Here is an 18055-nt window from a genome sequence, read left to right as displayed (position 1 = left end):
GTCTCCGATAACGAAGACGTACTGACTTAAAAGATATTATCACTTTTTACAATTCATTTCAAGTTTCATTTTATAATTTTTCAATTTGATGGAAGTCAAGTTCAACTGGAGTCTCGCGACCAAACATATCCACAAGCACGCTAACCTTTTTCTTCTCCACATCAATTTCTTCAATAGCACCTGTATAATCTGCGAATGGCCCCTCATTTACACGTACTGTCTCATGAAGTTCAAAGTCGAAATCAACCACTTCGTTGTCCATTCCCATATGTTTCATAATGGTAACAACTTCCTCTTCTAATAGAGGTGATGGTTTAGATCCAGAACCAGAAGAACCAACGAACCCAGTTACACCTGGCGTGTTACGTACAACATACCAAGAGTCATCAGTCATGATTAATTCTACTAATACATAACCTGGGAACACTTTTCTTTTCATTAATTTTTCTTTTCCGTTTTTCATTTCTACTTCTACTTCTTCCGGGACAACAACACGGAAAATTTTATCTTGCATACCCATTGATTCTACACGTTTCTCTAGGTTTGCTTTTACTTTATTTTCATATCCAGAATAAGTATGGACAACATACCAACTTTTTTCCATTCATTTAGGACGAGCGTCCTTCCCTCCCTGACGTACATTTTTTTGCGCAAATGAAAAAACCCGTTCACCGGGCTTTTACACAGTTCTTATAAATAACATTATATCATGGATAAGTGCTTCTTATTCAAGAATTAACCAAGAATTAACCGAATTAAAGAAGAAATGCCCATATCAACTACTGCGAAGAAAATCGCAAAGAACACAACTGTAGCAACAACAGTCGCTGTTGAGCGGAGTAATTCATCTTTTTTAGGCCAACTTACTTTTTTCATTTCGCGACCTACATCGCCGAAAAAGTTCGTTAAACGCATCTGCGGGACCTCCAGTGTATTATTTCAATTATTTATTTTGTTTCCTTGTGAACTGTATGCTGATTGCATGTTTTACAAAACTTTTTTATTTCAAGTCGCTCTATTGAGCTCGTATCTTTCATAGTAGAGTAGTTTCGATTTTTACACTCTTCACATGAGAGTACAACTTTTTTCCTCATTAGTTACACCAACCTTGTAACATTATGTCCCTAAAAATGTATCATACAATAAAAGACAATGTCAATGACATGCATTTTGTACTCTCTACAAAAGAAAACAGGTGATTTATTTTACACCTGCAGCACTTGTTACTTCTTATGAATTTAAAGTTGTACTTTCTCTCATTTCCATATATCGTTCCAATTTCCTCTTTACTCTTTGTAAAGCGTTATCAATAGATTTCACATGCCTGTTTAACTGTTCTGAAATCTCTTGATAAGAACGACCATCTAAATATAAAGAAAGCACTTTTCTTTCTAAATCGCTTAATAATTCAGATATTTTTGATTCTATGTCTGTATATTCTTCCTGGCTAATGATCATCTCTTCAGGATCAGTCACCTTCGCTTCAGAAATAACATCCAATAACGTTCGATCAGATTCCTCATCGTAAATCGGCTTATCTAAAGACACATACGAATTTAAAGGAATATGTTTTTGTCTTGTTGCCGTTTTAATAGCGGTAATAATTTGTCGAGTGATACATAGTTCAGCAAATGCTTTGAATGAAGACAGCTTGTCCTCTTTATAATCACGAATTGCTTTAAACAACCCTATCATACCTTCTTGAACAATGTCTTCTCGATCGGCACCCACTAAAAAGTAAGATCTTGATTTCGCACGAACAAAGTTCTTATACTTGTGAATTAAATATTCTAGAGCGTCAGTATTACCTTTTCGAACTAACTCAACGATTGCCTCATCCTCTAAATCACGAAATGTAACGTCGCCTATACTTACGAAGCCTGCTTCCACCTTGATCCCTCCGACCGCTATTTATTTAGCAATATTATACAGTAAAAAGATAAAGAGCGTCAATGCTTCAACGCTCTCCTCTTCTTAATTTTTCTAATTTTTCTGTAATATCCTTACTAAATATCTTTCGCATGGCGGGCTGCTGTTCTTTCGTGTCTTTTGTACGCCTTCTTACTTGTTGTTCCATCGCTTGTACTTCCAACTCTAATTCACGCGCAGATTTTCGAAGGGCACCTTGCCCAAATATAACCCATTGTTCTGTATAATCAGAAGTCGCAACATATATTTGTGTATTTATATTTCTAAGCTCTATCGCAAGTTGCTCTATCTTTTCGTCTGCAGTTTGATTCTTTCGTGTGAATATTACTTCTACACGAGATTGTTTCATCTTTTTTTCAATACCATGGACTGTATAGGCATCAAAGACTATCATCACTTTTGTACCTGTATAACCTTGATAATCCGCCATCTTATCAATAAGCGCATCTCTTGATGATTGTAAATCTATATCCCGCAGTTTCTTCAAATCTCCCCAAGCTCCGATAATGTTGTAGCCGTCAACGATTAAAATATCGTTCATTTTTTATTTACCAATTTCGTGACGTTTACGATATACCTCATACATTAACAAACTTGCGGCTACTGAAGCATTTAAGGATGTAACTTTACCAACCATCGGTAGAGTGATTAAGAAATCACACTTTTCACCAATAATACGACTCATACCTTTTCCTTCACTACCAATTACTAATCCAATCGGCATTGTACCATCTAAATTACGGTAATCCGTTTTCCCTTTGGCATCTGTACCAGCAATCCAAAGTCCACGCTCTTTTAATTCATCAATTGTACGAGATAAGTTTGTTACGCGCGCAACAGGAATGTATTCAATCGCTCCTGTTGATGCTTTCGCAACTGATGCGGTAAGTCCCACAGCTCTTCTCTTCGGAATAATAATTCCATGAGCTCCTGTTGCATCAGCAGTACGCATAATAGAACCTAGGTTATGCGGATCTTCAATCTCATCTAAAATCAAGAAGAACGGATCTTCATTACGTTTTTCTGCCACTTTGAATAAATCTTCTAACTCTGCATACTGATATGCAGCTACTTGAGCAATTACACCTTGATGATTACCCTCAACTAATTGATCTAACTTTTTCTTTGGTGCATGTTGTAAAATAATCTTATTTTCTTTCGCTAACGCTAGTACAATTTGTACTTGTCCTTTGGCAGCACCTTCTGCGATCCAAATTTTATTAATATCTCTCCCTGATCTTAACGCTTCAATTACAGGGTTACGTCCGATAATATATTCACTAGTCATGATGATGTGCCCCCTTCCTTTTCTTCTAAAACTGCAATTGCCTTATATACAATTTCGTCTAATCTTTCACGATTATTTAATAAATGATGATAACCAATTAGCGCTTCAAAGGCTGTACTATGTCGATATGTTTGTACATCCGTATTTTTCGGAACTGTACCTGAATTTGCATTACGCCCTCTTCTTAATACCGCCTCTTCTTCCTCTGTCAAAAATGCCGTCTCTAATAAATGATAAACAACTTTCGCCTGTGCTTTTGCTGAAACAAAGCTCGTCCCTAAGCGATGTAATTGATTAGGGCGAACTTTTCCTTTTTGAAGGAGGTGATAGCGGATATATTGTTCATATACCGCATCACCCATATACGCTAACGCCAAGCTGTTTAATTGCTTTGCATCAATCATCCTTATCCTCTTTTCCATCTTGTACCTTGAGCGGTATCTTCTAAAATAATATTACGTTCTTTTAAATCGTCACGAATTTGATCAGACAATGCGAAATCGCGATTTTTACGAGCTTCAATGCGCTTTTGGATAAGCTCTTCAATTTCTTCATCCAGTAATTCTTCTTTTGATAATTCTAATCCTAAAATATCAAATAACGTTTCCAGTTGTTTTACGTATGCTTCAATCACAACTTTAGATGTATGCTCTTCAAGTAAATATTGATTTGCATGATTTGCTACGTTGTATAATTCGGTGATTGCATTTGCAGTGTTAAAGTCATCATTCATTGCCTCTTCAAATGCAGTCTGGAATTTCTCTATTTCAGCTAACCATTTCTCATTATGGTCCGTTAAATCCGTACTACTCTCCATACGATGCTTTAAGTTTCCATAAGCTGTTTTAATTCTTTCCAGTCCATTATTCGTACTTTGTAATAACTCTTCACTAAAGTTAATCGGGTGACGATAGTGTACTGATAACATAAAGAATCTAATTAACTGCGGGTCGTATTGCTTAATAATATCGTGAACTAAAATAAAGTTACCAAGCGATTTAGACATCTTCTCATTGTTAATATTAATATATCCATTATGCATCCAGTAACGTGCAAACGTTTTTCCAGTCAATGCCTCTGACTGCGCAATTTCATTTTCATGATGCGGGAACGCCAAGTCTTGCCCACCAGCATGAATGTCAATCGTATCCCCTAAGTACTTACGCGCCATTGCTGAGCATTCAATATGCCATCCTGGACGCCCTTGCCCCCAAGGGCTTTCCCAGAAGATTTCTCCTTCTTTCGCAGCTTTCCATAAAGCAAAATCAAGAGGGTCTTGTTTCTTTTCCCCTACCTCAATACGAGCACCGTGACGTAAATCTGCGATTGGTTGATGTGATAATTTACCGTAACCTTCGAATTCCTTCGTCTTAAAGTACACATCACCCTCTGATTCATATGCATACCCTTTATTCACAAGTTCTTGAATAAATTCAATAATGATATCCATATTTTCTGTTACACGAGGATGAACTGTTGCGTGTTTGCAACCTAGTGCTGTTACATCTTCAAAGTACGCTTCAACAAAACGATCAGCAATTGTTGGTACATCTTCACCTAATTCATTTGCCGCTTTAATTAATTTATCATCTACGTCCGTAAAGTTAGATACATATTGCACATCGTATCCTTTGTATTCTAAATAACGACGCACTGTATCGAATACCATGGGAGGCCTTGCATTCCCAATATGAATGTAGTTATAAACTGTAGGTCCGCATACATACATCTTTACCTTATTTTCTTCTAATGGAACAAACTCTTCTTTTTGACGTGTTAACGTATTATAAATGTGAATAGTCATTTTTATCCTTCCTTTCTACCTTTAATTCCAATTGTTTCTTCAATTTATCAAGTTCTACTTCCATAGCCTTTAATTTATCAAAAATCGGATCTGGAAGGTCAGAGTGATTTAATTCTTGACCAATCTTTACTCCATTTTGAATAACGACACGGCCAGGTATACCTACAACTGTAGAATGTGCAGGAACTTCTTTTAATACGACAGACCCTGCTCCGATTTTAGAATTCTCTCCCACAGTAATAGACCCAAGAACTTTAGCACCCGTCGCAATTAATACATTATCCTGAATTGTTGGGTGCCTCTTCCCTTTTTCTTTTCCTGTACCACCTAATGTAACCCCTTGATAAATCGTTACATTATCACCAATTTCACAAGTTTCTCCAATTACAACTCCCATTCCATGATCTATGAAAAAGCGTCGACCAATAGTTGCTCCTGGATGGATCTCAATGCCAGTAAAAAAGCGGCTCACTTGTGAAACAAAACGTGCAAGAAAGAAAAAGTTTCTTTTATAAAAAGCATGTGCAATTCGATGGGCCCAAACTGCATGTAATCCAGAGTAAGTTAAAATGACTTCGAAATAACCTCTTGCCGCTGGATCCTGTTCAAAAACGACTTCAATATCTTCCCGAAGCCTCTTAAACATCGGTGTTCCCTCCCCTTTATGGGCTGCTTTTTTGTCGAACGAACTAACTCCCCTAACTCATCACTTCTCCCCTAATTCTTTATATAAGGAGATAAATTCTATATTCATACCTATTTACACGGTATAAAAAAAAGGCGTCTCTGTCATATTGACAGAGACGCCTTTTAAGCGCGGTTCCACTCTGTTTAGGCTTAAAAAAACCTCAAACTCATCCATGATAACGGTGTACACCGCTTCTGCTTACTTTGCGGCCTAAGACATCCCACGAAGCAATTCGCTGTTCAGCAGAAGACTCGAAGGGGCATTTCAAAAATCTGCTTATAAACCACTCCCAGCCTAAAGGTGGTTCTCTCTGTAAAAAGCCTGATTTTCTACTTCTCCTTCTCGTCGCTTTTCCTTATTAGGTTTTAGGTATACTTATTATATTTCTAAACCTAGAAAATGTTAACCAATTACTTTTTGAAGACGATTTAAAACTTTTTCTTTTCCAAGAAGTGCAATAGCATTCGGAAGCTCTGGACCATGCGTTTGTCCTGTAGTTGCAACACGGATTGGCATAAATAGGTTTTTACCTTTATGACCTGTTTCCTTTTGAACTGCTTTAATCGCTGCCTTAATTGCTGCTGGCTCCATTGCTTCTAGAGCTTCTATTTGACCAGCAAATGCACGAAGTACTTCAGGTACTTGTTCACCATTTAATACTTCTTGTCCTTCTTCTTCATAATCAACATGATCTTTAAAGAACATTTCAGAAAGCTCTACAATTTCAGCTCCAAAACTCATTTGTTCATGGTATAAAGCAATTACATCACGAATCCAAGCTTGGTCTTGTTCGCTTAAAGTTTCTCCCACACGTCCAGCTTTCACTAAATGCGGTAAACTTAACTCTACAACCGTATCTAAATCTTGCTTTTTCATATACTGGTTGTTCATCCATTTTAGTTTTTGAGAATCAAATAATGCAGGTGATTTTGATAAACGAGCTGCATCGAACATTTTGATAAACTCATCTTTAGAGAAGATTTCTTCTTCTCCTACCGGAGACCAACCTAGTAGTGCAATAAAGTTAAAGATTGCTTCTGGAAGATACCCAAGCTCTTTATATTGCTCAATAAATTGAATAATAGATTCATCACGCTTACTTAACTTTTTACGACTTTCATTAACAATTAGAGTCATATGACCGAATTGTGGAATATCCCAGCCGAAAGCTTCATAAATCATCATTTGTTTCGGTGTATTTGAAATATGATCATCACCACGAAGTACATGTGTAATTTCCATTAGATGATCATCTACTGCTACTGCAAAGTTATAAGTTGGAATTCCATCTTTTTTCACAATAACAAAATCACCGAAATCATTTGAATGGAACGCAACTTCATCTTTTACAATATCTTTGAATGTGTAGTCACGATTAGCTGGTACACGGAAACGAATACTTGGAATACGTCCCTCAGCTTCAAATTCTTTCACTTGTTCTTCAGTTAATTCACGGTGGTTACCTGCGTAACGAGGTGTTTCACCGCGAGCGATTTGTCCTTCACGCTCTGCTTCTAGCTCTTCTTCTGTCATATAACATTTATAAGCTAGACCACGCTCTAATAAATCTTCATATAATTTTTTATAAATATCTAAACGCTCTGTTTGGCGATATGGTCCAAATTCACCACCAACATCAACACCTTCATCCCAGTCCATACCGAGCCATTTCAAGTATTTTAATTGGCTTTCTTCTCCACCAGCCACGTTACGTTTTACATCAGTATCTTCAATACGAATAATAAATTTGCCATCTAAATGACGAGCAAATAAATAATTAAATAATGCCGTACGCGCATTTCCGATATGTAAGTGTCCTGTTGGACTTGGCGCGTAGCGCACTCTCACTTGCTTTTCCATAATTGGTACACCTTCCATTCTTAATGTCAACACATTCTATAATTGTACACCAAAAAAATGTGATTATCCATCTTACGAATTAAAAACCATTATTTTTTCTGTAATAAAACAACCGCTTGAGAAGCAATCCCTTCTTCTCTACCTGTAAATCCTAATTTTTCTGTTGTTGTTGCCTTTACATTAATGTTATTGATAGACGTTTCTAGCAGTTCACTAATGCGCTTACGCATGCTCTCAATATGTGGTGCCATTTTTGGTTTTTGAGCAATAATTGTACAATCTAAATTTCCTAACTCGTAACCTTGTTCACGCACAAATTCCCAAACTTTTTGTAACAATACAGCTGAATCTGCATCTTTAAAAGCTGGGTCTGTATCAGGAAAATGCTTTCCGATATCTCCTGCTGCAATCGCACCTAAACATGCATCAGCAATCGTATGTAACAATACATCTGCATCTGAATGACCAATTAATCCTTTCTCGTGTGGAATTGTAATTCCACCAATAATCAACGGGCGCCCTTCCGCAAATTCATGTACATCAAAACCTTGTCCAATTCGAAACATCCTTACTTCCTCCTTAAGCTAAACTACTGAGCTTTATGACTCTATATTATATCGCTATCCTTATAAAGAAAAGCCCGGCTGTTGCCGAGCTTTTCTTTATTAACACATCATCAACATTATTTCTTCTGAACACGTAGGAAACTTTCAGCAATTAATAGATCTTCCGGAGTCGTCACTTTAATATTATAGTAACTCCCCTCTACTACACCTACTTGCTTCCCAACACGTTCTACGAGACTTGCATCATCTGTGCCAAGAAAACAACTTTGCTTTGCGCTTCTATGAGCTTCTAGCAAAAGAGAAACAGAGAATCCTTGTGGTGTTTGTACAGCGTTAAGTTGAGATCGCTCTACCGTTTCTACAACAACACCCTGCTCTACTTTCTTAACAGTATCTTTTACTGGCACTGCACAAATGGAAGCTCCATATTTTTCTGCTGCAGTTAATACATCGCGAATCACTTTATTCCTTACGAACGGGCGCGCCCCGTCATGCACAAGAACATATTCGACACCACTCGCATACTGAAGTGCGTTATATACGCTATCTTGTCTTTCGGCTCCACCCTGAATAAATTGTACGTGCTTTTCAATCTGGTACTTCTGCATTAACTCTTCAAAATATGGGCGTTCTTCTTCGTTAATTGCCATAATAATACTTTTGCACGCTTTATCTTTTTCAAAAGCACGCAATGTGTGCACAATAATTGGTACTTCATCTATAAGTAAAAATAACTTATTTTTACCAGCACCCATTCGTTTTCCTTGGCCCGCTGCCGGAATAATTAATGTATACATATTAATAATCCTCTACTTATAATGCTTTTTCTAGCAATTTACGTTTTGCAAAAATCATACGACCAGCCGATGTTTGTAATACGCTAGTAACAAGTACATCAAGTTGTGAACCCACATACTCTCTACCATCTTCTACTACAATCATCGTACCATCATCTAAGTATGCAACACCTTGATTCTGTTCTTTACCATCTTTCACAACATAAACACTTAATTCTTCACCAGGGAGTACGACTGGTTTAATCGCATTAGCTAAATCATTAATGTTTAACACCGTAACCCCTTGTAATTCAGAAACTTTGTTTAAATTGAAATCGTTTGTTACTACAGTTCCACCAGTGATTTTTGCCAACTTTACAAGCTTGCTATCTACTTCTTGGATATCATCGAAATCGCCTTCATAAATTTCTACCGGAATTGGCATCTCCTTTTGAATACGATTTAAAATGTCTAGCCCTCTGCGGCCACGATTACGCTTTAAAGCATCTGAAGAATCGGCAATATGCTGAAGCTCTTCTAATACGAATTGCGGAATGACAATTGTTCCTTCTAAAAACTTTGTTTGGCAAATATCTGCAATACGTCCGTCAATAATTACACTCGTATCGAGAATTTTCCAATGAGTCGTAGATTTTTCTGCTTCAACCTCTACCTCTTCATTCTCACTATTGTTTTTCTTCTTACCTCCGCGTTGGGGTAATGTAAATAATCCTAGCAATTCATTCCTCTTTTTAAATCCTACTTGGAATCCTAAATATCCAAGTAAAAGGGTGAAGAATACTTGCAACACCGTACTAATAACTGGAATTGTAAATTCACGAATTGGTATCAAAATTAAATATGCAACAATAAGACCAGAGATTAATCCTAATGTACCAAATAAAACATCTGCTACAGGCGCCTTTACAAGAGCCTCTTCAATATGCTTAATAAGTTGAACAATATAATCTACAAGCCAAAATGTTGTTAAAAATAAAATAATTGCACCAATAATTGCACGAACATACGATCCTTCCAACAAAGGAACCGCACCGATATCTAATACATTAATAATTTTTGGGATTAAGTAAATCCCTAACGCTCCCCCGATCACTAAAAAGAAGAGCTGTACAATCCGTTTTAACATCCAACCACCTCCTACTCATTATTAACCATTGTTTCGCTAATCAAAACGCCGAATGCAAAAGCGGACGTGTTTTTTTGTAAATAGTTTTATTTACCAATATATCATATCATATACCAAAAATGTTCTAGTGTCGTTATATTATAGAATCAATGTAATATTCTTAATTGTGTCTACTCATATAGAGATGCTCTTGAATTCTTTTTAGACCTTCTCGTATTTTCTTCGCTCTCACTTCCCCAATTCCTTCCACATCATCCAATTCATTAATAGTTGCTCGGCAAACACCTTGCAATGTTTTAAATCGATTAATTAAATTCTCGATAATAAGTGGCGGAACACGAGAAATCTTGCTTGTGATTCGGTACCCTCTAGGTGTCACACTTTCTTCTAAGCTTGTTTGTCCTGGATAGCCAAGTAATTTAACTAAATCACTATCCTCTAAAAGTTGTGTATTTGCAAGATCTTGTAACTTTTTCAAGATTTGATGATGGTCTTGTGTTTTCTCCTGGTGATAATCTTTAATTAACAATGCTGCCTCTGCCTCTAAATCAGCTAGTAATTCTGTAAGCTGTAAACGAATTAACCTACCTTCTGTTCCTAACTCATGAATATAGCTCAATATTTCATTTTTTATACGCAGCACCATTTCAACACTATGTAAAACGTGAACCACCTCGGACATTGTAACGACCTCTTCAAATTCTAGAATACCCAAATTCGTAATGCCGTCATTCCATACAGCCTTATATTTTTCTAGCGTTTGAATTGCTTGATTTGCTTTTGTTAAAATGACACCTATATCTTTTAATGTATAACGTAAGTTCCCTTGATATAGCGTAATTACATTACGTCTTTGTGAAATGGCCACAACAAGGCTGCCCGTCTGCTTTGCTACACGCTCTGCTGTTCGGTGACGCATACCTGTTTCAATAGAATCAATAGATGAATCCGGAACTAACTGTGCGTTTGCAATTAAAATTTTACTTCCAGTTTCATTTAAAATAAGTGCTCCATCCATTTTTGCTAATTCATATAAACTAGCAGGAGAGAATGCGCAATTAATATGAAAACCACCATCAACAATGCTTTTAATCTGCTCATTATACCCAAGAACAATTAGTCCCCCTGTTTGTGCGCGAAGTACATTATCTATCCCTTCGCGCAGTGGTGTTCCCGGGGCCACGAGCTGTAAAATATTAATTATACTTTTGACACGTTGCTTATTTTCTTCCATAGCCTAGCCTCCTAATGTCAAACGAAGCGCTTCTCCTAAATTAGAAACACCTACAACCTCAATCCCCTCTGGAATTGTCCACCCCCCTAAATTTTTTCTAGGAATGATAGCACGTTGAAATCCTAATTTAGCTGCTTCTTGTACACGTTGTTCGATTCTTGATACTCTTCTTATTTCTCCAGTTAATCCAACTTCTCCTATTACCGCATCAGTTGGTGCCGTAGATTTATCTCTAAAACTTGAAGCTATACTTAAGGCAACAGCTAAATCAATTGCCGGTTCATCTAATTTCAAACCACCAGCTACTTTTAAATACGCATCTTGATTTTGTAATAGTAAACCTGTTCTTTTCTCTAGTACAGCCATAATAAGCGAGACACGATTATGATCAATTCCTGTCGCCATTCTTCGAGGATTTCCAAAACTAGTAGGGGAAATTAATGCCTGTATTTCTACTAAAACTGGTCTTGTTCCTTCCATTGAGGCAACTACTGTTGAACCTGCAACTCCAACTGGTCTTTCCTCAAGGAAAATTTCAGAAGGATTTAAGACTTCTGCAAGGCCAAGTTCTTTCATTTCAAAGATACCCATTTCATTCGTAGAACCAAAACGATTCTTTACAGCTCGTAAAATACGATATGTATGGTGTCGATCTCCTTCAAAGTAAAGAACTGCATCGACCATATGTTCTAGCATACGCGGCCCCGCAATTGCACCTTCTTTTGTCACATGTCCTACGATGAAAATTGGGATTCCCTTTGTTTTTGCAAGTTTCATTAATTCTGCTGTACATTCACGTACTTGCGCCACGCTACCAGGAGCTGATGTCACCTCAGGTAAATGTATCGTTTGAATAGAATCAATAACAACAAAAGCAGGATTCATCTCTTCAATATGTGCTGCAATACGCTGTAAATCTGTCTCTGATACAACAAATAGATTACTACCATTTACATGTAAACGATCTGCACGAAGTTTAATCTGCTTTGCTGACTCCTCACCTGATATATACAATACATCATATGAAGCATCTGCTAATTGCGAGGAAATCTGTAATAATAACGTTGATTTTCCAATCCCAGGGTCCCCACCAATAAGTACTAAAGATCCATCTACAATTCCGCCACCTAGTACACGGTTAAACTCCTGAAATTTTGTTTCAATACGTGCCTCAGACTTTGTTTCTACTTCTGTAAGACGTCTTGGTTTTGTTACTTCTGTTTGAATTGCATTTGCATAATTTAGGCGTCTGGATGATACAACGGGTTCCATCTCTTCAACAAGCGAATTCCATTGACCACACCCTGGACATTTACCCATATATTTTGGTGATTGATAACCACACTCTTGACATGTGAATTTTGTTTTCTTTTTAGCCATATCTTTTTATATTTCACTTCGCTTTCATCTATAAACATTTGACCTTCTCGTACAAGAAAGAGGGCTATCTCGTAGCCCTCTTAGTTTGTCTATACTTATTTTACCTTTTCAGCACTATGAATGACAAATGTTTCCCCTTCTACATCAAAGATAACTTTTTGCCCTTTCTCAATAGCACCTTTTAAAAGTTCTTCCGATAGTCTATCTTCTACATGCTTCTGAATTGCTCTACGTAGTGGACGAGCACCATATTCACGATCAAACCCTTTATCAGCAATAGCTGCAATCGCCCCTTCTGTTAATTGCAATTCAATTTCTTGTTCTTTTAAGCGATTCACTAACTGATTTACCATAAGAGTCACAATTTCTTGAATATGTTTTTTCTCAAGCATATGGAATACGATAATTTCATCAATACGGTTTAAGAATTCTGGACGAAATGCCTTTTTCAGCTCATCCATTACTTTACCTTTCATATCCGAATAATCACGGCTTTCATCTTGTACGTTAAATCCAAGATGTTTGTTACGTTTTAACGCCTCAGCACCAACGTTAGACGTCATAATAACAATCGTATTACGGAAGTCAACTGTACGTCCTTTAGAATCAGTTAAACGACCATCTTCCAATACCTGTAGTAAAATATTAAATACATCGGGATGCGCCTTCTCTACTTCATCTAATAGGACAACTGAATACGGCTTACGACGAACCTTCTCTGTTAATTGTCCGCCTTCTTCATACCCAACATATCCTGGAGGAGAACCAACTAAGCGAGAAGTTGAATGTTTCTCCATATACTCAGACATATCAATGCGAATCATTGCATCCTCATCACCGAACATAGATTCTGCCAATGCTCTTGCTAATTCTGTTTTACCTACACCTGTTGGTCCTAAGAAAATAAATGAACCAATTGGACGTTTCGGATCTTTTAGTCCTGCTCTTGCACGACGAACAGCTTTCGCTACGGCCACTACCGCTTCATCCTGGCCGATGACACGATCATGAAGAATGGATTCTAAGTTTAATAATTTATCAGTCTCTGTTTGTGCAAGTTTAGAAACAGGGATACGTGTCCATGTAGAAACGACATTTGCAATATCTTCTACCGTAACCTCTGAATTTTCTTTTCCTTGTTGCTCTTTCCACTGACGCTTTGTATCTTCCAATTTCTCACGTAAGCGTTGTTCCATATCACGTAAGGAAGCAGCCTTTTCAAACTCTTGACTTTGTACAGCCGCATCTTTTTCTTTTCGAATTTCCTCAAGCTTCACTTCAAGCTCTTTTAAGTTTGGTGGTGTTGTATAAGAACGTAAGCGAACCTTTGAAGCAGCTTCATCAATTAAATCAATTGCTTTATCTGGTAAGAAACGATCTGTAATATAACGATCTGAAAGTTTCACAGCTGCATCAATTGCATCATCTGTAATAGACACACGGTGATGGGCCTCATAACGATCGCGTAAACCTTTCAAGATTTGAGTTGATTCTTCTAGACTCGGCTCATCAACATGAATTGGCTGGAAACGTCTCTCTAAAGCTGCATCCTTTTCAATATATTTACGATACTCATCTAAAGTTGTCGCACCAATACATTGTAATTCTCCGCGTGCTAAAGATGGTTTTAAAATATTTGATGCATCGATTGCACCTTCTGCTCCACCTGCACCGATTAATGTATGAAGTTCATCAATAAATAGAATAATATTCCCTGCTTGACGTATTTCATCCATTACTTTCTTTAAACGATCTTCAAACTCACCACGATATTTCGTCCCAGCTACCACTGTTCCCATATCTAGTGTCATAACACGCTTATCTCTTAACGTTTCAGGAACTTCATTATTTACGATTTGCTGTGCTAACCCTTCAGCAATTGCTGTTTTACCTACACCAGGCTCTCCAATTAACACTGGATTGTTTTTTGTTCTACGGCTTAACACTTCAATTACACGTTGAATTTCTTTACTACGTCCAATAACAGGATCCAAACGATTCTCACGTGCAACAACTGTTAAGTCGCGCGCTAAACTGTCTAGTGTCGGTGTATTTGCATTTGTCGATGAACCACCTTGGTGACCTGAACTTGCTTCGTTACTTCCAAGAAGTTGTAACACTTGTTGTCTTGCTTTGTTGAGGCTTACGCCTAAATTATTTAAAACACGTGCCGCTACACCTTCACCTTCACGGATTAAGCCAAGTAAAATATGTTCTGTTCCAACGTAAGAATGTCCTAGCTTACGCGCTTCATCCATAGACAATTCAATAACTTTTTTAGCACGAGGTGTATAATGTACAGTTTGAGAAGCTTCTGTTCCACGTCCAATTAACGCTTCTACCTCTTTTTGCACTTTCTCCGGGCTCAATCCAAGAGCAATTAACGCTTTTGCTGCAATTCCTTCACCTTCGCGTACAAGCCCAAGTAAAATATGTTCTGTTCCAATGTTATTATGCCCAATGCGAATTGCTTCCTCTTGAGATAAAGCTAATACTTTCTGTGCTCTTTCTGTAAATCTTCCAAACATCATAGAAATCGCCTCCTACTTGCGCTTAGTTTTTTTCAATACGTAATCGCTCACGGATTAAGGTTGCTCTTCGATAATCTCTTTCTTCTGGTCCTAAAGGTCCTCCTGCGTATTGTTGTAAAATACCAGGTTGCGTAAGAACCATTAGCTCAGTCAAAATATTTCTCGATATACCTTTTATATATCCTAGATCAATACCAAGTCGTACATCCGATAAGCAAGTTGCCGCTTCTGCAGATTGAATTAAACGACTATTTGCTAGTATACCGTAAGAACGATAAACCTTATCTTCAAGCTCAATACTCGAATTTTGTACAATTAATTCTCTGGCCAATTTTTCTTGTTGTATAATTTGCTGCATGACACTCTTTAAATCTGCAATAATATCTTCTTCGGATTTCCCTAGCGTCATTTGATTTGATACTTGAAATATATTACCTAACGCTTCGCTACCTTCACCGTATATTCCTCTTACTACTAAACCTAATTTTTGAATTACTTGTATAATACGGCTAATTCTTTTTGTTAAAACCAGCCCTGGTAAATGAATCATTACAGAAGCTCTTAATCCTGTACCAACGTTAGTAGGACAACTCGTAATATATCCAAGTGATTCATCAAAAGCATATTCAACCTCTTTCTCAATCCAATTATCTATTTGATTGGCGCTTTGAAGCGCCTTTGATAACTGTAGTCCTGGAAATAGGCACTGAATCCTAATGTGGTCTTCCTCATTAAGCATCACACTAATGTGTTCGCTTTCTGATAACAGACATGCTCCATATTCAGTCCCTGCTAGATTTGGACTAATTAAATGCTTTTCGACTAAAACTCTCCTTTGAAGAGGCGTTAATTCATTCATTTTTAATAGTCCAAACTTCCCAAAGGGCTCTACCGCTTTATTTATAAATTTCTTTTTAAATAATTCTTGAACCTTTTGAGCTTCCTCTTCGTTTTGCATAGTAGAAAATTGATATTGCTTAAAATTACGAGCCAAACGAATTCGACTACTTAAAACAATATCAGAATCAGGGCCATCCCCCTTCATCCATGGACTAATCGCTTCATTCATAATTTTGTCCAGTGACATAGAACTACTCCCCCTCTCTATGCTCACTAAGCTGAGTTTCAAGCCCTCGAATTTCATCTCTTACCTCAGCAGCTTTCTCAAACTCCTCATTCTGTACATATTGTTTCAGAATAAGTTTTAGTTCATCTAATTCTTTCTTTAAGTGGATATTTCCTTCCATTCGTTCCGGAATTTTTCCACAATGTTCTGTATGTCCACCATGAAGTCGTTTTAACAATGGGTTTAAGTGTCCTTTAAATGTATCGTAACAAGAAGCACAACCAAGGCGTCCCACCTTTGTAAAATGTTCGTATGTCATCTTACAACCTGGACATCTTATTGTATTTGTATTTGAAAACCCGTTTTTTCCTTCTCCAAACATTGTTGATTCACCGTGTAATAAACCAGCAAATACATCATGAAATGAAAAGTTAGACTGTGATGATTGAAAGAAAGACGTATAGCCACTTTGCTCTGCACATTGCTCACAAAGATGAACTTCCGCCTTCTTCTCGTTGATTACTTTTGTATAATGTAAAGTTGCTGGTCTTATATTACAGTTTTGACAAGTCATCAATATCCCCACCTTTACAACAGGAACGATCTACCTCATGATACTTTTCATACATTACTAGATTGTCCTCTTTCCTTAATCCATTTAGATAAAAGTACATGCTCTTTTTCAAAACTTCTACAATATTTAACTGCCCTATCTTAATTATCATTCTTTTACAAAAGCTGTATTTATTTATATTTCAGTGTTCTTAACATTGCGCATAATATTCGAGCCCTAAGTTCATCTCGAGAAGGAATATCTATTGATAATACAGAACGATCTAGTACACTTAACATTAGTTTTGCTTCACGGCCTGTTATGATTCCCTCTTCTAATAAACGTATAATCATACTCTCTGCATTCCCTTGTGCAACGCTATGATCAATCATATGAAGCATTTGATCAATAATGTCTATATCATCATGCAGTTTGACTTTTATAATGCGAATGTAACCTCCTCCACCACGTTTACTTTCTACTATAAATCCTCTTTCTAATGTAAAACGGGTATTGATTACATAATTGATTTGAGATGGTACGCACTCGAATCGATCCGCAATCTCATTTCTTTTGATTTCAATCACATTATTATTACTTAAGTCAATAACTTGCTTTAGATATTGCTCAATGATATCAGATATATTTCTCATTTATCCGCCACCTTTATTGACTTTGACTATCTTTGACTTTAATTATATACGTATTAATAAAATTTGCAACTCTTTTGCTTATTCACTATCCTAGCCACATTCCCCTGCATTTAATCAAAATAGTAATTATTTAAGCACATTTTTTTAATTACTATGGATTATAAAAGAAAACACGAAAAAACACGAGTCATTTGACTCGTGTTTAGTTGCTTGGCGACGTCCTACTCTCACAGGGACAAGGTCCCAACTACCATCGGCGCTAGAGAGCTTAACTTCCGTGTTCGGTATGGGAACGGGTGTGACCTCTCTGCCATCATCACCAAACTATGAAGGCATATTCCTTCAAAACTAGATAACATTGCTACATATTATATGGTTAAGTCCTCGATCTATTAGTATTCGTCAGCTCCACATGTCACCATGCTTCCACCTCGAACCTATCAACCTGATCATCTTTCAGGGATCTTACTAGCTTACGCTATGGGAAATCTCATCTTGAGGGGGGCTTCGATGCTTAGATGCTTTCAGCACTTATCCCTTCCGCACATAGCTACCCAGCTATGCCCTTGGCAGAACAACT

Annotated in this window: 19 protein-coding genes, 2 rRNA genes and 1 other annotated feature; all 21 genes read right to left on the bottom strand. The window is 37.2% G+C overall.

Going from position 1 to position 18055, the window contains the following annotated elements; genetic code table 11:
* Nucleotides 1–70: 70 nt before the first annotated feature.
* Nucleotides 71–604 (bottom strand): transcription termination/antitermination protein NusG, encoded by a 534-nt coding sequence (gene nusG / locus HMPREF1014_RS28070; RefSeq protein ID WP_000415794.1) that lies wholly within the window; start codon nucleotides 602–604, stop codon nucleotides 71–73.
* 131 nt (nucleotides 605–735) lie between these two features.
* Nucleotides 736–915: a preprotein translocase subunit SecE gene (gene secE / locus HMPREF1014_RS28065; protein ID WP_001241323.1), complete on the bottom strand. Its 180-nt coding sequence runs from the start codon at nucleotides 913–915 to the stop codon at nucleotides 736–738.
* Nucleotides 916–947: 32 nt separating this feature from the next.
* Complete coding sequence (gene rpmG, locus HMPREF1014_RS28060) at nucleotides 948–1094, bottom strand: 50S ribosomal protein L33 (RefSeq protein ID WP_014481927.1); 147 nt, start codon at nucleotides 1092–1094, stop codon at nucleotides 948–950.
* 136 nt (nucleotides 1095–1230) lie between these two features.
* A complete protein-coding gene (locus HMPREF1014_RS28055) occupies nucleotides 1231–1890 on the bottom strand; it encodes an RNA polymerase factor sigma-70 (RefSeq protein WP_000387193.1) in 660 nt (219 codons plus the stop codon).
* A 67-nt stretch (nucleotides 1891–1957) separates the two neighbouring features.
* On the bottom strand, nucleotides 1958–2470 hold the full coding sequence (locus tag HMPREF1014_RS28050; RefSeq protein WP_000997874.1) for an NYN domain-containing protein: 513 nt from the start codon (nucleotides 2468–2470) through the stop codon (nucleotides 1958–1960).
* A gap of 3 nt (nucleotides 2471–2473) precedes the next feature.
* Nucleotides 2474–3217 carry a 23S rRNA (guanosine(2251)-2'-O)-methyltransferase RlmB gene (gene rlmB, locus HMPREF1014_RS28045; protein WP_000200237.1) on the bottom strand — a complete coding sequence of 248 codons (744 nt, stop codon included), beginning with the start codon at nucleotides 3215–3217 and terminating at the stop codon, nucleotides 2474–2476.
* Nucleotides 3214–3621: a Mini-ribonuclease 3 gene (locus HMPREF1014_RS28040; RefSeq protein WP_000564261.1), complete on the bottom strand. Its 408-nt coding sequence runs from the start codon at nucleotides 3619–3621 to the stop codon at nucleotides 3214–3216. Before HMPREF1014_RS28040 ends, rlmB begins: the two co-directional genes overlap by 4 nt.
* Nucleotides 3622–3623: 2 nt before the next feature.
* Nucleotides 3624–5021, bottom strand: a complete 1398-nt coding sequence (cysS, locus tag HMPREF1014_RS28035) for a cysteine--tRNA ligase (protein WP_000152276.1) — start codon at nucleotides 5019–5021, stop codon at nucleotides 3624–3626.
* Nucleotides 5002–5667 carry a serine O-acetyltransferase gene (cysE, locus tag HMPREF1014_RS28030; RefSeq protein WP_000476497.1) on the bottom strand — a complete coding sequence of 222 codons (666 nt, stop codon included), beginning with the start codon at nucleotides 5665–5667 and terminating at the stop codon, nucleotides 5002–5004. Before cysE ends, cysS begins: the two co-directional genes overlap by 20 nt.
* A gap of 150 nt (nucleotides 5668–5817) precedes the next feature.
* Nucleotides 5818–6064: a binding site (T-box leader), on the bottom strand.
* A 47-nt stretch (nucleotides 6065–6111) separates the two neighbouring features.
* Nucleotides 6112–7569, bottom strand: a complete 1458-nt coding sequence (gene gltX, locus HMPREF1014_RS28025) for a glutamate--tRNA ligase (RefSeq protein ID WP_000415146.1) — start codon at nucleotides 7567–7569, stop codon at nucleotides 6112–6114.
* An 89-nt stretch (nucleotides 7570–7658) separates the two neighbouring features.
* Entirely contained in the window at nucleotides 7659–8135 is a 477-nt protein-coding gene (ispF, locus tag HMPREF1014_RS28020) for a 2-C-methyl-D-erythritol 2,4-cyclodiphosphate synthase (protein WP_000488388.1), read from the bottom strand.
* Between the two features lie 116 nt (nucleotides 8136–8251).
* On the bottom strand, nucleotides 8252–8932 hold the full coding sequence (ispD, locus tag HMPREF1014_RS28015; RefSeq protein ID WP_000288281.1) for a 2-C-methyl-D-erythritol 4-phosphate cytidylyltransferase: 681 nt from the start codon (nucleotides 8930–8932) through the stop codon (nucleotides 8252–8254).
* A gap of 16 nt (nucleotides 8933–8948) precedes the next feature.
* On the bottom strand, nucleotides 8949–10058 hold the full coding sequence (locus tag HMPREF1014_RS28010) for a PIN/TRAM domain-containing protein (protein ID WP_000919677.1): 1110 nt from the start codon (nucleotides 10056–10058) through the stop codon (nucleotides 8949–8951).
* A gap of 160 nt (nucleotides 10059–10218) precedes the next feature.
* The gene (gene disA / locus HMPREF1014_RS28005) at nucleotides 10219–11292 is read right to left on the bottom strand and encodes a DNA integrity scanning diadenylate cyclase DisA (RefSeq protein ID WP_000392158.1); all 1074 of its coding nucleotides are present in this window, start codon (nucleotides 11290–11292) and stop codon (nucleotides 10219–10221) included.
* A gap of 3 nt (nucleotides 11293–11295) precedes the next feature.
* Complete coding sequence (radA, locus tag HMPREF1014_RS28000; protein WP_001085202.1) at nucleotides 11296–12672, bottom strand: DNA repair protein RadA; 1377 nt, start codon at nucleotides 12670–12672, stop codon at nucleotides 11296–11298.
* Between the two features lie 95 nt (nucleotides 12673–12767).
* Nucleotides 12768–15203 carry an ATP-dependent protease ATP-binding subunit ClpC gene (clpC, locus tag HMPREF1014_RS27995; RefSeq protein WP_000971184.1) on the bottom strand — a complete coding sequence of 812 codons (2436 nt, stop codon included), beginning with the start codon at nucleotides 15201–15203 and terminating at the stop codon, nucleotides 12768–12770.
* 22 nt (nucleotides 15204–15225) lie between these two features.
* On the bottom strand, nucleotides 15226–16290 hold the full coding sequence (gene mcsB, locus HMPREF1014_RS27990) for a protein-arginine kinase McsB (RefSeq protein ID WP_000050842.1): 1065 nt from the start codon (nucleotides 16288–16290) through the stop codon (nucleotides 15226–15228).
* Nucleotides 16291–16294: 4 nt separating this feature from the next.
* Entirely contained in the window at nucleotides 16295–16843 is a 549-nt protein-coding gene (mcsA, locus tag HMPREF1014_RS27985) for a protein-arginine kinase activator protein McsA (RefSeq protein ID WP_000128398.1), read from the bottom strand.
* A 170-nt stretch (nucleotides 16844–17013) separates the two neighbouring features.
* Nucleotides 17014–17475, bottom strand: coding sequence for a transcriptional regulator CtsR (gene ctsR / locus HMPREF1014_RS27980; RefSeq protein ID WP_001244557.1), 462 nt, complete (start codon nucleotides 17473–17475; stop codon nucleotides 17014–17016).
* Nucleotides 17476–17683: 208 nt separating this feature from the next.
* Nucleotides 17684–17799 (bottom strand): 5S ribosomal RNA (rrf, locus tag HMPREF1014_RS27975).
* A 48-nt stretch (nucleotides 17800–17847) separates the two neighbouring features.
* Nucleotides 17848–18055 (bottom strand): 23S ribosomal RNA (locus tag HMPREF1014_RS27970); the annotation flags it as partial.

This window comes from Bacillus sp. 7_6_55CFAA_CT2 (assembly GCF_000238655.1).
Taxonomy (GTDB): Bacteria; Bacillota; Bacilli; order Bacillales; family Bacillaceae_G; genus Bacillus_A; species Bacillus_A cereus.
Note: the sequence above shows the minus strand (reverse complement) of the source record. Positions and strands in the feature narration are given on the sequence as shown.

Bases quoted from the DNA above. Each gene is read 5' to 3' on its own strand.
- nusG (WP_000415794.1), bottom strand. From the start codon at position 604: ATGGAAAAAAGTTGGTATGTTGTCCATACTTATTCTGGATATGAAAAT.
- secE (WP_001241323.1), bottom strand. From the start codon at position 915: ATGCGTTTAACGAACTTTTTCGGCGATGTAGGTCGCGAAATGAAAAAA.
- rpmG (WP_014481927.1), bottom strand. From the start codon at position 1,094: ATGAGGAAAAAAGTTGTACTCTCATGTGAAGAGTGTAAAAATCGAAAC.
- HMPREF1014_RS28050 (WP_000997874.1), bottom strand. From the start codon at position 2,470: ATGAACGATATTTTAATCGTTGACGGCTACAACATTATCGGAGCTTGG.
- rlmB (WP_000200237.1), bottom strand. From the start codon at position 3,217: ATGACTAGTGAATATATTATCGGACGTAACCCTGTAATTGAAGCGTTA.
- HMPREF1014_RS28040 (WP_000564261.1), bottom strand. From the start codon at position 3,621: ATGATTGATGCAAAGCAATTAAACAGCTTGGCGTTAGCGTATATGGGT.
- cysS (WP_000152276.1), bottom strand. From the start codon at position 5,021: ATGACTATTCACATTTATAATACGTTAACACGTCAAAAAGAAGAGTTT.
- cysE (WP_000476497.1), bottom strand. From the start codon at position 5,667: ATGTTTAAGAGGCTTCGGGAAGATATTGAAGTCGTTTTTGAACAGGAT.
- gltX (WP_000415146.1), bottom strand. From the start codon at position 7,569: ATGGAAAAGCAAGTGAGAGTGCGCTACGCGCCAAGTCCAACAGGACAC.
- ispF (WP_000488388.1), bottom strand. From the start codon at position 8,135: ATGTTTCGAATTGGACAAGGTTTTGATGTACATGAATTTGCGGAAGGG.
- ispD (WP_000288281.1), bottom strand. From the start codon at position 8,932: ATGTATACATTAATTATTCCGGCAGCGGGCCAAGGAAAACGAATGGGT.
- HMPREF1014_RS28010 (WP_000919677.1), bottom strand. From the start codon at position 10,058: ATGTTAAAACGGATTGTACAGCTCTTCTTTTTAGTGATCGGGGGAGCG.
- disA (WP_000392158.1), bottom strand. From the start codon at position 11,292: ATGGAAGAAAATAAGCAACGTGTCAAAAGTATAATTAATATTTTACAG.
- radA (WP_001085202.1), bottom strand. From the start codon at position 12,672: ATGGCTAAAAAGAAAACAAAATTCACATGTCAAGAGTGTGGTTATCAA.
- clpC (WP_000971184.1), bottom strand. From the start codon at position 15,203: ATGATGTTTGGAAGATTTACAGAAAGAGCACAGAAAGTATTAGCTTTA.
- mcsB (WP_000050842.1), bottom strand. From the start codon at position 16,290: ATGTCACTGGACAAAATTATGAATGAAGCGATTAGTCCATGGATGAAG.
- mcsA (WP_000128398.1), bottom strand. From the start codon at position 16,843: ATGACTTGTCAAAACTGTAATATAAGACCAGCAACTTTACATTATACA.
- ctsR (WP_001244557.1), bottom strand. From the start codon at position 17,475: ATGAGAAATATATCTGATATCATTGAGCAATATCTAAAGCAAGTTATT.